Origin of the sequence: Shewanella sp. LZH-2, from assembly GCF_016859145.1 — a bacterium.
In the GTDB taxonomy this organism is placed as follows: domain Bacteria; phylum Pseudomonadota; class Gammaproteobacteria; order Enterobacterales; family Shewanellaceae; genus Shewanella; species Shewanella xiamenensis.
The window spans coordinates 1,594,991-1,609,370 of record NZ_CP069350.1 but is presented as its reverse complement, the minus strand read 5'-3'; the positions used below and the strand labels follow the sequence as shown (position 1 = coordinate 1,609,370).

General features: G+C 48.3%; 11 protein-coding genes. 9 read left to right on the top strand and 2 right to left on the bottom strand.

Annotated features, from left to right (window positions below; genetic code table 11):
• Positions 1–283: 283 nt before the first annotated feature.
• Positions 284–2,401: a fatty acid oxidation complex subunit alpha FadJ gene (gene fadJ, locus JM642_RS07310; RefSeq protein WP_203433308.1), complete on the bottom strand. Its 2,118-nt coding sequence runs from the start codon at positions 2,399–2,401 to the stop codon at positions 284–286.
• 5 nt (positions 2,402–2,406) lie between these two features.
• Complete coding sequence (gene fadI / locus JM642_RS07305; protein WP_144375784.1) at positions 2,407–3,717, bottom strand: acetyl-CoA C-acyltransferase FadI; 1,311 nt, start codon at positions 3,715–3,717, stop codon at positions 2,407–2,409.
• Between the two features lie 272 nt (positions 3,718–3,989).
• On the opposite strand from fadI, the gene JM642_RS07300 reads away from it, so the two are divergent.
• The 9 genes from JM642_RS07300 (at position 3,990) to putP (ending at position 14,358) form a co-directional block, all read left to right on the top strand.
• Positions 3,990–4,946, top strand: coding sequence for a MoxR family ATPase (locus JM642_RS07300; RefSeq protein ID WP_140906728.1), 957 nt, complete (start codon positions 3,990–3,992; stop codon positions 4,944–4,946).
• Positions 4,947–5,041: 95 nt separating this feature from the next.
• On the top strand, positions 5,042–6,025 hold the full coding sequence (locus JM642_RS07295) for a DUF58 domain-containing protein (RefSeq protein WP_037420190.1): 984 nt from the start codon (positions 5,042–5,044) through the stop codon (positions 6,023–6,025).
• A gap of 60 nt (positions 6,026–6,085) precedes the next feature.
• Positions 6,086–6,679 (top strand): DUF4381 domain-containing protein, encoded by a 594-nt coding sequence (locus JM642_RS07290; protein ID WP_047535101.1) that lies wholly within the window; start codon positions 6,086–6,088, stop codon positions 6,677–6,679.
• Positions 6,673–7,689, top strand: a complete 1,017-nt coding sequence (locus JM642_RS07285) for a VWA domain-containing protein (protein WP_047535099.1) — start codon at positions 6,673–6,675, stop codon at positions 7,687–7,689. Before JM642_RS07290 ends, JM642_RS07285 begins: the two co-directional genes overlap by 7 nt.
• Positions 7,689–9,752: a VWA domain-containing protein gene (locus JM642_RS07280; protein ID WP_203433306.1), complete on the top strand. Its 2,064-nt coding sequence runs from the start codon at positions 7,689–7,691 to the stop codon at positions 9,750–9,752. The genes JM642_RS07285 and JM642_RS07280 overlap by 1 nt, the downstream gene beginning before the upstream one ends.
• Positions 9,746–11,407 (top strand): BatD family protein, encoded by a 1,662-nt coding sequence (locus JM642_RS07275; protein WP_203433304.1) that lies wholly within the window; start codon positions 9,746–9,748, stop codon positions 11,405–11,407. The genes JM642_RS07280 and JM642_RS07275 overlap by 7 nt, the downstream gene beginning before the upstream one ends.
• A gap of 80 nt (positions 11,408–11,487) precedes the next feature.
• Complete coding sequence (locus tag JM642_RS07270) at positions 11,488–12,051, top strand: sigma-70 family RNA polymerase sigma factor (RefSeq protein ID WP_088586930.1); 564 nt, start codon at positions 11,488–11,490, stop codon at positions 12,049–12,051.
• Positions 12,044–12,748, top strand: coding sequence for a DUF3379 domain-containing protein (locus JM642_RS07265; protein ID WP_037420207.1), 705 nt, complete (start codon positions 12,044–12,046; stop codon positions 12,746–12,748). Before JM642_RS07270 ends, JM642_RS07265 begins: the two co-directional genes overlap by 8 nt.
• A gap of 158 nt (positions 12,749–12,906) precedes the next feature.
• Positions 12,907–14,358 carry a sodium/proline symporter PutP gene (putP, locus tag JM642_RS07260; RefSeq protein WP_037420210.1) on the top strand — a complete coding sequence of 484 codons (1,452 nt, stop codon included), beginning with the start codon at positions 12,907–12,909 and terminating at the stop codon, positions 14,356–14,358.
• The last annotated feature ends 22 nt before the right edge of the window (positions 14,359–14,380 follow it).

Genomic DNA, 14,380 nt, shown 5'->3' with positions numbered 1-14,380 from the left:
TATATAAAACATCAATCCCACAGCAACCTCTTTATCGACTAAGTCCTGATATTGAAAACCAAAAATAGCAATTCGCTATACAAATAGACCCCGAGCGAGGCTACTTATAAGCATTAATCAACATCAGATATGCACATACGGTATAACAGCACAACTGCCGTAATAGGTGGCCATAATACAAGATCCCCCCAATAAATGTGAACGTTTTTTAGGCAAAACGTAGCCTTGAGGCAATAAAAAAGCGGCATAGCATTGCCGCTTTTTTAACCAAAACATCTAAGTATTAGAAGAAGCGAGCTTTTTCTGCCGCCATCGCCTTAAGGCGTGGGCAAGGCTCAAATCGATCGCCATATTGCGTTTGATAACGTTCAAGTATTTTGACTAAGTTATCCGCGCCTAAAGTATCGATATAATGGAATGGGCCACCTAAGAATGGTGGGAAACCAATACCAAAGATGGCGCCAATATCACCATCGCGCGGTGAGGCAATAATGCCTTCATCTAAGCAGCGCACAGCTTCATTGAGCATTTGCACTACACAGCGTTCCGCTACCGCGCTCATTTCTTTATCGACACCAGGCTTGATGCCTAATACACCATACACACTTTCATCGACGGCTTTTTTCTTGCTAGCAGCGCCATACTGATAGAAACCTTTGCCATTTTTACGGCCCTTTCTATCGTCATTTAACAGCTTGTCGAAAGCAGTTGGGGCTTTAAAGCGCTCGCCAAGCTCTTTTTCAAGAATGGGAGCGATTTTAGCGCCCACATCAATACCGACTTCATCAAGCAAAGTAATAGGGCCAACGGGGAAACCAAACTTCACTAACGCTTTATCGAGATGTTCAACACTTTGCCCTTCTAGCAGCAATTGTGCGGCTTCGTTCATATAAAGCGCGAGGATGCGGTTAACATAAAACCCCGCGCCATCTTGTACTACGATTGGCGTTTTACCCTGTTTGCGGGCAAAAGCGACCGTGGTGGCAATGGTTTCTGGGGAGGTTTTGGCGTGGGCAATCACTTCCACCAGCGGCATTTTTTCTACTGGTGAGAAGTAATGTAAGCCAATCACATTTTCAGGACGGCTTGCCGCTTGTGCAATTTGGCCAATGGGTAATGATGAGGTGTTAGACGCAAAAATCGTGTGCTCACCGCATTCACGCTCAATATCTTTAACCATTTGATGTTTGAGCGCTAAATCCTCAAATACCGCTTCAACAACAATATCGGCATCCTTAACGCCTTTATATTCTGTTGTCGTTGTCATCAGCGCCATTAAATTGTCGCGTGCAGCTGGCGTCATATGACGACGTTTAACGCCTTTATCCAATAACTTATAGGCGTAGGAAAGCGCGTTGCTTAAGCCCTTTTCGTTAATGTCTTTTACCCGCGCAGGGATTTTAGCCTTAGTCGTGGTGACCGAAGCAATACCACCGCCCATCAAACCGCCACCTAAGATCACGGCTTTTTTGACTTTACGTGGTGTTGCCCCTTCGGCGCCGGTTTCTTTCTTCATCTCTGTGGTTGCAAAGAAAATACTGCGCAGCGCTTCAGATTCTTTCGACACCACCAGTTCAGCAAAATGGCTGGCTTCTACCTCAAGCCCTTTTTGCATTCCCTTCGCCATACCTTGACGCACGCAATCAATAATTTTTGCAGGCGCGGGGTAGTTCCCTTGGGTTTTCTTAGCGACTTGCTTAGCGGCTTGATCAAAAATAATGTTGCGACCAAAGCCAGTACCTTCAAGCAATTGGTTTACTAGTGATTTTTTAACTGGCTTAGCTGTTTTTTTACCCGCAAGCGCCATCTCCACTGCGGTTTGCAGTAAAATAGTCTGTGGCACCACATCGTTAACTAAACCCATCTTTAACGCTTGTTTTGGACGAATTTGTTTACCTGTCAACATCATATCCAGCGCAGTGGTAATGCCCACTAAACGAGGCAAACGCTGAGTACCACCACCACCGGGTAATAAACCGAGTTGCACTTCGGGTACGCCCAGCATGGTCTTGCCATCATCACTGCACACACGTTGATGGCATGCGAGCGCGAGCTCTAAACCGCCTCCTAAACAGGCGCCATGAATAGCTGCAACCACAGGGATATTTAAGGCTTCTAACTCGTTAAACACCACATGCCCTTGCAGGGATAAGGCTTTAGCATCGCCCGCCGTTTGGCAAGCATCAAGCATAGAGATATCGGCACCGGCAACAAATGAATCTTTTTTGCCCGAAATCAGCACTAGGCCACGGATACTCGAATCGCGTTTAATCTCAGACAGGATCTCACTGATCTCAGGGCCAAACTCTGCCTTGAGGGTATTCATGGTTTCGCCGGGTACGTCCATCGTTAGAATGGCGATACCGTCTTCACGGCGGGTTAAATTAAATGTCTTTTCCATCGCCATTACTCCACTTCCACAATCATTGCAGCACCAAGACCACCCGCAGCACAGGCAGTTGCCAGACCCGTTCCGCCGCCACGACGTTTAAGTTCACGACAAACCTGAGTGATTAAACGCGTACCTGTAGCCGCAAATGGATGGCCATAGGCTAAAGAACCACCGAGCACGTTAAATTTGCTCATATCGATGTCGCCAATGGCGCGGTTGCGGCCAAGTTTTTCTTCGGCAAATTTTTTGGAGGCAAACATCTGCATATTCGCTAGGGTTTGCGCTGCAAAAGCTTCATGCATTTCGATGAGGGTTAAATCCTCTAATTCCATGCCAGCGCGCTTTAATGCCAATGGCGTCGCATAAGATGGGCCCATTAGCATATCTTGCCAGACATCAATCGCGGTAAATGCGTAGCTCTTAATGTAACCAATAGGTTGATAACCTAAGGCTTTAGCACGACCTTCGCTCATCAAAATGATCGCCGAGGCGCCATCGGTCAGCGGCGTACTGTTCGCTGCAGTCACACTGCCATGCTTTTTATCGAAAGCGGGACGCAGTTTGGCGTAAGAGGCTAAATCAGAGTTTTCACGAATATTATTATCGCGCTCAATAAACTGTTTGTAGGGTGGAACATGGGCCACCATCACTTCGTCACGTAAATGGCCTGAAGCCCAAGTTTCACTCGCCAGCGTGTGGGAGCGGTGCGCCAGCGCATCTTGATCGGCGCGGCTAATATTGTAAGTCTTGGCCATTTGTTCTGCGGTTTGCCCCATAGACAATCCAGTAGAGTACTCGGCAACGGCAGGCGGCACCGGCAATAAATCTTTAATGCCTAAACGGCGGAAAATCTGTAGTTTTTGGCCAAAACTGCGGGCTTTATTTAGATCAACTAAGGCATGGGCGAGCTTTTTAGACACACCAATAGGTAATACAGAAGAAGAGTCGGCACCGCCGGCAATCCCGATGTCGATATTGCCGGTCATGATTGACTCAGCCACATTCACCGCAGATTGAAAACTGGTCGCACAGGCACGGGTCACGCTATAGGCATCGGTAGACACATCCATACCCGTTCCTAATACGATTTCACGGGCAATATTCGGTGCCGCAGGCATTTGTACCACCTGACCATACACGAGTTGCTCAATCAATTTAGGATCCAGTTCGCTACGAACAAGCAGTTCGTTAACCACCATTTTACCCATATCGAGCGCCGATACTCCGTGGAATGCGGTCGCCTGTTTCGCAAATGGCGTTCTTAAGCCCGCCACAATAGCGATACGCTCACCCTTTGCATTAGTTACCTGTTGTCTATCACTCATTTGTCACCCTCTTTATGTGCGCTATCGCTGAGAGATTTCAGGCGGCGCTATCGATTTCCATGTTTGCCCTGCTGTTTGGCACCAAAAAAGCCTAATAACAGGTCTGACCATTAAAGTGTGATCTGATTCTAACTTCTTGTCAGCAAGTTTTAAACACCTGTTTGTTTTTTTAACACTAGCCAAACCCTTAGGGAATTCTTTACCATATTCGTTGTCTTAAGCCCACACACGTATTTTCAATTGATATTTTCAACCTAAAAACGAGTAGCATCATGCCTTTGAGTCGCTTCCATGCATTACGCACTTACCTAAATAAGGTTGTTTTAGGGCAGCCAGTACTGACCGAAAATCTGCTCATTGCCCTCATCGCCAATGGCCATTTATTAGTAGAAGGTCCACCAGGACTTGCCAAAACCCGCGCGGTTAAAGCCCTTTGCGACGGAGTTGAAGGCGATTTTCACCGGATCCAATTTACCCCTGACTTGCTGCCTGCCGACTTAACAGGAACGGATATCTATCGCTCCCAAACCGGTACCTTTGAATTTGAAGCTGGTCCAATTTTCCATAACCTGATCCTCGCCGATGAAATCAACCGCGCCCCCGCTAAAGTGCAGTCGGCGTTATTAGAGGCCATGGCGGAAGGTCAAGTGACCGTGGGAAAAAATAGTTATCAATTGCCACCGTTATTTTTAGTGATGGCAACGCAAAACCCCTTGGAAAACGAAGGCACTTATCCGCTGCCCGAAGCTCAGCTCGACCGTTTTTTAATGCACCTGAATTTGGATTACCCAAGTGGCGACACCGAGATCGAAATCTTGCGTCAATCCCGTAAGGAAGCACTCACCCACGAGTTGCCAACCACTGAGCCGATTGCTCAGGCGGATATTTTTGCCGCCCGTGACGAAGCTATGGAAATTTATCTGGCCGAACCGCTAGAGAAATACATAGTCGAAATTATTATGGCAACCCGCCAACCCGCGCGTTACAGCGACGAACTGGCCAAATGGTTAGAGTACGGTGTGAGTCCTCGTGCGACGATTTCGCTTGAACGCTGCGCCCGCGCCAGAGCCTGGTTACACGAGCGCGATTTTGTCTCTCCCGAGGATATTCAAGCTGTTGCGCCCAATGTATTAAGGCACAGACTGCTGCTGAGCTATCAAGCGCAGGCCGAAGGGGTCAGCCGCGACCAAGTGATTAACCATATTTTGACTCAAGTCGCCGTGCCTTAGACCTGAACGCCATAAAACAGTCCCATAGCTATGTGTTCAGGTGGCGAACAAACTAACGTTAAGTTAAATAAATGGCTTTAAATGAGTGACTTTGAATGAATAACAGTGCGCTAAACGCATCCCTACATAATGATGTTGCACAACATGGCTTACCTCTTAATGGTTTGCCCTTGTTTGCCGACGGGTTGCATTTAACCGAGAAGGAACTGCTCGCCTGCCAGACCATAGCTCGGGCGATCCCAGAGCGTCACAGCCGAGCACGTGCCAATCTGGCAGGTCATCGCAGCAGTCTAATCAAAGGCCGCGGGATGGAATTTGCCGAAGTGCGCCATTATCAGCAAGGTGATGATGTCCGCACCATAGATTGGCGCGTCACAGCCCGCACTGGGCAAACCCACACCAAACTCTTTATCGAAGAGCGCGAGCGCCCTATTCTGCTGCTGCTCGATTTAAGCCAGAGTCTGTATTTTGGCTCGAGTTTGCTGTTACAGTCGGTTCAAGCGGGGCATCTGGCTACCACGCTTGGCTGGAACGCAATTAACCACGGCGACCGACTCGGCGCCTTAATCGCCTGCGAATCGGAGCACCTTGAATTAAAACCCCGCAGTCGCCGCCAAGGGATATTGCAGCTCATCTCAGGCCTGCGCCGAGTGCACGAGCAGCAACTCAATCAGCTCGGCAGTCATCCGCGCGATCCTGATCATATCCTGCGCGCCTGCCAGCGGTTGCAACGCATCGCTAAACCGGGCTCATTAATTTGGATCATCACCGATGGCAGCCATTTTACGCCGCAATGTATCGCGCCGCTGACAGAACTCAAACGCCACTGTGATATTGGCGCGTATTTGATAACAGACCCTTTGAGGCAAGGTAACCTGAATTTGCCTAAACAGTTCAGTTTACCCGTCCGAGATGGGGAGCAAGACTTAGTGTTGACTCGCCATAGCTATCAGGCGTGGCTTGCGCTGCAACACCAGCAACAGAATGACTTTATTACCATGATGCAAAAGCTTAGGGTACACACCCAATTTATCGATGCAGGCTTACCGCTTGCAGAGCAATTAGCATTGCTGCAGTAACCACATGGCAGAGAAGCTATTCAGTTGACAATGAACCGAAAGAATAAGTGAGTCCAAAGCGTGAACCCACAAACTTTACCGCCAGCCTCGGATAAGGCTGTAACGCCAAATCCCATGTTGGCGGATTTGCAGGATATTATTATCCCCGATCCTATTGGTGCTTGGCCATGGGCCGTAGGCTATTGGTTAGTACTTGCTATCCTGCTGGTGCTAATCATCAGCGCGATCCTTTGGCTTAAAAAACGCGCCGCTTACTTAGCGCCGAAAAAAGCCGCCCAAGGTTTGTTTGCAGTACTTGACCCCAATTCAAGCCAGTACGCCTCGGAAGTCAATCAGCTATTAAAACGAACTGCACTGAGTTACTTACCAAGGGAAGAAATAGCGAAACTCGATGGCCCCGCTTGGGCAACTTGGTTAGATAGCCATTTGCCCGCAAAACAGCGTGGCCGCATTGGGCCCTTATTGGGAAAGCGTCATCAGGCTAAACCACTAAGCGCTGACGAGGCCCGTGAGTTACAGGCCCTCGCCCGCAGCTGGTTTGCCTCAAAAGCCAAATTAAGCGCACCGATAATGCACGCGGCTACAAACCCAAACCCGGCTACGTCAGCAGCATTAACACCGGCTCCAGCAAAGCCTGCGGAGGAGCAATGTTAACTTTAGCCTGGCCTTTTGCATTGATTTTACTGCCTTTACCTTTTATTTTTTGGCGTCGGCAATCAGTACATGCCGAAGGTGCGCGCCTGCAACTGCCCGGTATTAGTCAAACGGGCAAGGCCAATATCACTAGCCACAACCGTCAAAGCCGTAAACGCTATTGGTTAATGTGGTGCTTGTTAGTGCTTGCTATCGCCCGTCCACAATGGCTTGGCGATCCAATTGAGCTCCCTAGCCAAGGTCGCGATCTCATGCTGGCGGTGGATTTATCCGGCAGTATGCAGATTGAAGATATGGTGATCGACGGCAAAGTGGTCGACCGTTTTACCCTCATCCAACACGTGGTCAGTGAGTTTATTGAACGCCGCAAAGGCGATCGCATCGGTTTGATTTTATTTGCCGATCACGCCTATTTACAGGCACCACTGACTCAAGATAGACGTTCCGTTGCCCAGTTCTTAAAAGAGGCCCAAATCGGCCTCGTTGGTAAACAAACGGCGATAGGCGAATCGATTGCACTCGCGGTAAAACGTTTCGATAAAATGGATGAGAGTAACAGAGTATTGATTTTATTGACTGACGGTTCAAACAACGCCGGCAATATCGATCCTGAGCAAGCGGCCCAAATTGCCGCCAATCGTAAAGTGACGATTTATACCGTTGGCGTGGGTGCCGATGTCATGGAAAGACGCACACTCTTTGGTCGTGAGCGCGTCAATCCGTCAATGGATTTGGATGAAAACCAACTGCAGCAGATTGCCGATGTCACCCACGGCCGCTATTTCCGCGCCCGCAATAGTCAGGAGTTAGAACAGATTTATCAAGAAATCGATAAACTTGAACCCGTTAGCCGCGATCAACTCAGTTATCGCCCTCAAGCGGAGCTATTTTACTGGCCGCTCGCATTAGCACTTCTCACCAGTCTCTGGATTGCACTAGCGCAGTTACCGTTTTTTACTCGCGCTAAAACCCTTGTTTTATCAGCCACACCGCGGGGGAATGTCCGTTAATGAGCCTGCATTTTATTCGTCCTGAATGGTTACTCGCCCTATTGCCGTTAGGGATTATTTTATGGGCGCTTTGGCGCCAGCATGCAACTAACAGTGCGTGGAATCGTTATATTGCGCCACATTTGGCAAAAATATTAGTCACAGAAGGTTCACAAAAGTCCCGCAGGCCGCTGTATATCTTGGCCTTTTCTTGGTTTATCGCCGTGTTAGCGTTAGCGGGACCCGCCCTCAATAAACAATCTTTGCCCGTCTTCGCCGCGGAGCAAGGCCGAGTGCTGGTGATGGATATGTCCGTCTCCATGTTTGCCACCGATTTGGCACCTAACCGTTTAACCCAAGCCAAGTTTAGGGCGACGGATTTATTACGCGGCCTAAAAGAAGGGGAAACCGGGCTCATCGCCTTCGCCGGCGATGCCTTTACCATAAGCCCCTTAACCCGCGATACGGGCACACTACTCAATTTATTACCCACCTTAAGCCCTGAGATAATGCCCTTGCTAGGGTCAAACTTAGCCGCCGCATTAACCCAAGCCAAAAACCTGCTGGCACAGGGTGGACATCTTCGTGGCGATATTATTGTGATGACGGATGGCATCACGCCTAAACAATTCGATGAGGCCAACTCAGCCTTATCAGGCAGCCAATATCGCCTCGCGATTATGGGATTTGGTAGCCCCCAAGGCGCACCAATTCGCTTACCCGATGGTCAACTACAACGAGATAGCAGTAATGAGGTTGTCGTCGCGAAAACCGACTTTGGCTTGCTGCAGAAATTAGCCGATAACCATAGTGGCACTATGATCCCCAATCGCGCCGATGGTGAGGATCTTGTCCAACTTCAACATTGGTTAAGCGATAGTGGTGATGCCAAAGCCACGGATCTCGATGGTGAAACCTGGCAGGATCTCGGCCCTTACCTCGCCTTATTCTTACTCATTCCTGCCCTGCTGAGCTTTAAGCAAGGTATGCTCGCCAACTGGCTGTTGATGGGATTAACTGGTTTATTATTCGGCGCATTGCCGCAAAACGCCCACGCCAGCGCCTCGGATTCGCTCTGGCACACCCAAGAGCAGCAAGCGATGCGGGCCTATCAAGCCGAAGATTATGCCAATGCCGCCCAAAAATTTGAAACGCCCCAATGGCAAGGCGCTGCGCAATATAAGGCAGGCAATTTCGAACAAGCGCTAAAAACCTTTGAGCAAGATAATTCAGCCAATGGGCTTTACAATCAAGGCAACGCGCTGATGCAAATGGGCAAACCCGATAAAGCTAAAGAACGGTACCAAGCAGCGCTCGACAAGCAACCCGATTTCCCACAGGCCAAGGCCAACCTTGAGTTAGCGGAAAAACTGCTGGATCAGCAACAATCCCAGCAAAATGCTGACAACCAAGATCAGCAGTCTCAGGGCGACCAAAACCAACAGGGACAGAACCAAAACGATCAGCAGCAAGGACAAAACCAGCAGCAAGATCAGCAATCCTCGCAAAACGACCAAGCTCAAGAGCAGTCTCAAGAGCAACAGTCCCAACAGCAAAATAATGCCGACCAAGCGGACGAAAAACCGTCGCAGGATCAAGACACTTCATCCGAGCAGCAGGATAATGCTGAGCCAGGCGCGCAGGATAAACAGCAAGATGCTGATAAAGCACAACGAGATCAGCAAGAAGCTAAAAATGAACAACAGCAGGCACAGCAAGAAGCCAATCAGCAAAATAGCGCCGATAACAATGCTGAAGATAATGCAGAAGAGCAAGCCAGCAACGAAGCCCAAATGCAGGCAAAGGTCGCAGATGATAAGTCCAACACTGAGCAAGAACAACAAGCCCTAGCGCAAAAAGCGGATAAAGAGAAACAGTCGCAGGCAGATAAAGACACTGAAACCGCCATCAGTGAAACACTAGAAGCCCCTCCCAGTAACAGTGAACCTTTGCCCGCTGAGATGCAGCGAGCCCTGCGAGGCGTGAGTGAAGATCCGCAGGTGTTGCTGCGAAACAAGATGCAACTCGAATATCAAAAACGCCGTCAAAATGGCCAAATATCAAGGGATAACGAACAGTGGTAATCAGACAATTTTTTATCCTCCTCATTCTTTGCATCGCGGTTATCAATCCCGCCTTTGCCCTGAGCAAACTCGAGGCGTCGGTCGATCGCAATCCAGTAATGGAGGGAGAGTACTTTGTGCTCAATGTCAGTGCCGACGATGAGGTCGACACAGGTAAACTCGACACCTCCATCTTGCTAAAGGATTTTATTGTGGGCCGCACCAGCGTGAGCCGCAGCACTCAGATCATGAACTTTGACGCGGTTAAAGAAACACGCTGGCAAGTGCTGCTAGCGCCAAAGCAAAAGGGTCAACTGACCATTCCATCCTTTAGTATTGATGGCGTCAGCTCCGCCGAAATTCCCCTCAAAGTAGTCGAAGCCGGTGCGCAACCTGAGCAGGCTAAGAATCTGTTTATCGATGCTAAGGTATCGAGTGATGAGGCCTACGTCGGCCAGCTTATCACCTATAAAGTGAAGCTCTACCTTGCGGTCGAACTGCAACGCGGTGTGCTTAATGCTCCCGTTATCGAAGGCGCGCAGATTAAGCAAATTGGCGAAGATAAAGACGGCTCGGAGATCATCGATGGCCGTCGTTACCGCGTCATTGAGCGCACCTATGGCATCATTCCCGATTTGCCCGGCCAAGTGAACATTAAAGGCGCCACCTTTTCTGGTGATGTATTAGTAGAATCACAACGCCGCGGTGGCATGTTTGGCTTTAATGAAAGCCGTCCTATGCAAGCAGGTGCGCCGTCCTTAAGCATTCAAGTAAATCCGGCCCCAGCAAGCTTCCAGGGGCAATGGCTTGTAGCCGACTTGGTAGTATTAAAAGAGAGTTTTCCTGAGGATGTAAAAGAGTTTACTGTTGGTAGTCCCATTACCCGCACAATCACCTTGTTGGCATCCAATGCCGATGAGAATAGTCTACCGGATATTGTGCAAGGGCTGCCGCCAGAGCTCAAATCCTATCCCGAAAAACCCCAGCGCCAGAGCTTTGTGCGTGACGCGCAGATAGTGTCCCAATACAGTATTACCTCAGCGATTGTGCCCAGTAAAGCAGGCACTTTTACCTTACCTGAAGTGAAAGTACCTTGGTGGAATCCACATCTTAAACGCCAAGAAATCGCGACCCTGCCCGCTCGCACTATTGAAGTAAAAGGTGGCGCCGTGGTCGATACGCCCATCGAACCCAACTGGCAAGCAAATACCAGCACCCGCAATGAAGGTAGTTGGAGCGCCAATCTGTTTGCCCTGCTATGGCTAGTAACATTGATTGCATGGGGCGTGACCTTGGTTGCTTGGCGCCGTGCACTTAAGCGCCAAAGACCTGTTAACACTCAGGTTCAACCTCAACCACTCGTCCTTGGCAATGGTCTTAAAGGCTTGGAGCAGGCCTGCGCTAGAGGTCATGTCAGCGATATTTTGCAGCAATTACAGCAATACTTTAGTGAGCAGGCCGCTCGCCCTATGACGCTCGATAAAATTGCCGCACAATCGAATGAATTAGCAGAGGCTATTCGCCAATTACAAGCATTGGCCTACGACGGAAAAGCAAATAGCGGTACACAACTGGCTGACGCGGTAAAAGCATTGTTAAGCGCGGTAAAAAGCGGCAATCTAAAAACCATGGTGCAGCCATCTACGCCATTACGGCCGCTAAATCCAAACGGCTAATCCTAAACAGCGCGACGGCTTACTCGAATAAATAAGGTGTAATATTTTGAATCGTAAAATAAAAAGAAAAAATCAAAAAAATGTTTACTAACTGGCGAAAGAAATCCGTTGAGCCTGCGGTCTCTTCTGACATGCTGAGTAAACAACGACGATATAACAGCCTAGTCAAGGCGCTGCACGCCGATATTTTCCGTTATGCCTTTTGGTTGTGCGGTGATAAGTCGGTTGCTGAAGATATAACCCAAGAAACCTTCTTGCGTGCGTGGCGCTCTTTAGATTCCCTTCAGGATGATAAAGCGGCGAAGGCTTGGCTGATCACGATTTTAAGACGTGAAAATGCCCGTCGATTCGAGCGCAAACAATTTGATTACGCCGATGTCGAGCAAGACAGCTTAGAAGATCACATAGCCTCCAGCACTGAAGAGCAAACCGAGCAGTACTGGTTGAGAAGGCAAATCGCTAAGTTGGATATCGAATATCGAGAGCCATTACTACTGCAATTGATTGGTGGTTTTAGTGGGGATGAAATCGCCGAACTGTTGGAACTGAATCGTAACACAGTAATGACGCGCTTATTTCGGGCGAGGAACCAATTGAAAGAATTACTTGAGAAAACAGAGGTAAGAGGTCAATCCAATGGATGAGCTTAAATTTAGACGTCAAGCTTATGAAGATCCTCATAATCAAGACCCAGAGTTTCTTGAGCAAATGCGTGCCAAACCTGAGCATCAGGCCCTGGTTTCTGAGCTTAAACGCTTCGATGCAAAACTCAACCAAGCCTTAAAAGTGGAAGTACCGGAAGACTTAGCCGATAAACTCATCCTACGCCAACAACTACAACAACACCACAAACAGCGACGTCAAACGGGCTTTTTAGTGGCGATGGCTGCCTCCATCGCCTTTATCGTGGGCATCAGTTTTAGCCTGCTACGTTTAGGTCCAGTGGATTTAGCTGAGCATGCATTAGCCCATGTCTACCATGAAGGAGTGGCGTTGCAGGTTGATCAGAATGTCAATTTCAGCCAAGTGAATGCGCAGCTTGCCTCGATGAAAAACCTTCAAAATGCAAAATTTATCGAACAACCAGGCAAAGTTTACTACACCTCTTACTGTGATTTTCAAGGTGTTAAGAGTCTGCATTTAGTTTTACAAGCAGAAAAAGGCAAAGTCACACTGTTTATTGTGCCGATTGAAAAACGTATGGTACTGGATAACACCTTTGCCGATGGCAAATATAAAGGAATGGGATTTGAAACCCGCGATGCTTATATTTTGCTTGTGGGTGAGGATCAAGCAGACCTTAGCTTTGTAAAAGACGAAATCAACAACACCTTTATCTAACCAACTAATATATAAACCTTTCTTAAATCCACCTCCGATATTTTTTCACGTTCGGAGGTCGGATTTCGATCACATCTCCATCTACTAATGGGCTCTTGCTCAAACATCTGGTAGCATGCTTGCCACTTTAAATAATAACAAGATGGGATAAAAACAATATGACGATTGAAACCCCAATTTTAATCACATTTGTTGGCTATTTAGTATTGATGATGGGCATCGGATTTTGGGCTTACCGTGCTACCGATACTGTGGATGATTATATTTTAGGTGGCCGCAAAATGGGCCCCGCCGTAACCGCACTCAGCGTTGGCGCCTCCGATATGTCAGGTTGGTTACTGTTAGGCTTACCCGGCGCGGTATATTTAGGTGGTTTAGGTGAAGCGTGGATTGGCATTGGCTTAGTGATAGGTGCTTGGCTGAACTGGTTATTTGTAGCCAAACGCTTACGCATTTATACCCAATTAGCAGATAACGCCCTCACCCTACCCGACTTTTTCGAGAAACGGTTTCACGATAAACAGGGGTATCTCAAGCTGGTTTCCGCGATCACGATTCTAGTGTTTTTTACCTTTTACGCTTCCTCAGGTATGGTGGGCGGTGCCATTCTATTTGAAAAGGTCTTTGGCTTAGATTACAACGTAGCCTTGGTAATAGGCTCAGCAATTATCGTAGGTTATACCTTTATTGGCGGTTTTTTTGCCGTGAGTTGGACCGACTTCTTTCAGGGCTGTTTGATGTTAATTGCCCTGCTGATCATCCCGTTTGCGGTATTTTCTCATCCCGAGAGTCATGCAGGCATTGAATCTATCGATCCTGCCATGCTGGCATTAATCAGCGATAAAACTACCGTGATTGGTTTGTTATCACTCTTGGCTTGGGGACTAGGTTATTTTGGTCAGCCACATATTTTGTCGCGCTTTATGGCGATCGGTAGTGCCGATGCGCTGCCTGTGTCACGCCGTATTGCTATGAGCTGGATGATTTTATCCCTGCTCGGAGCCCTAGCGACAGGCTTGGCGGGATCATTGTATTTTGCCAATGAACCACTCGCAAATGCCGAAACTGTCTTCATTCACTTAGCTCAGGCGGCATTTAATCCTTGGATAGGAGGTTTACTGATTGCGGCCATTTTATCGGCCATTATGAGTACCATAGATTCTCAATTATTGGTGTGCTCGAGTGTGATTACCGAAGACTTTTACCGCAAATGGTTACGCCCTAAAGCAGATGACCGTGAACTTATGATGGTTGGTCGCATGGGCGTACTTGCAATTGCAGTGATTGCCGGTGTTATCGCCTTGAATCCTGAAAGTAGTGTATTAAACTTGGTGAGTTATGCGTGGGCGGGATTTGGTGCGGCCTTCGGCCCAGTTGTGCTTTTGTCGCTGTTTTGGAAGCACTATAGCCGTAATGGCGCTATCGCAACGATTATCGTCGGTGCGTTAACCGTGGTGTTTTGGAAGCAACTTTCTGGCGGTATTTTTGACTTATATGAAATTTTGCCCGGATTTATGTTTGCCATTATCGCCGGTATAATTGTGAGTAAACTCACTCAACCAAGCGATGAAATCACCGCCGAATTTGAGCAATTTAAGTCAGCGTTATAACCGCCGAATATCGCTTCTTCTT

Excerpts from the sequence above, each read along its gene's own strand:
- fadJ (WP_203433308.1), bottom strand. The coding sequence starts at position 2,401 with ATGGAAAAGACATTTAATTTAACCCGCCGTGAAGACGGTATCGCCATT.
- fadI (WP_144375784.1), bottom strand. The coding sequence starts at position 3,717 with ATGAGTGATAGACAACAGGTAACTAATGCAAAGGGTGAGCGTATCGCT.
- JM642_RS07300 (WP_140906728.1), top strand. The coding sequence starts at position 3,990 with ATGCCTTTGAGTCGCTTCCATGCATTACGCACTTACCTAAATAAGGTT.
- JM642_RS07295 (WP_037420190.1), top strand. The coding sequence starts at position 5,042 with ATGAATAACAGTGCGCTAAACGCATCCCTACATAATGATGTTGCACAA.
- JM642_RS07285 (WP_047535099.1), top strand. The coding sequence starts at position 6,673 with ATGTTAACTTTAGCCTGGCCTTTTGCATTGATTTTACTGCCTTTACCT.
- JM642_RS07280 (WP_203433306.1), top strand. The coding sequence starts at position 7,689 with ATGAGCCTGCATTTTATTCGTCCTGAATGGTTACTCGCCCTATTGCCG.
- JM642_RS07270 (WP_088586930.1), top strand. The coding sequence starts at position 11,488 with ATGTTTACTAACTGGCGAAAGAAATCCGTTGAGCCTGCGGTCTCTTCT.
- JM642_RS07265 (WP_037420207.1), top strand. The coding sequence starts at position 12,044 with ATGGATGAGCTTAAATTTAGACGTCAAGCTTATGAAGATCCTCATAAT.
- putP (WP_037420210.1), top strand. The coding sequence starts at position 12,907 with ATGACGATTGAAACCCCAATTTTAATCACATTTGTTGGCTATTTAGTA.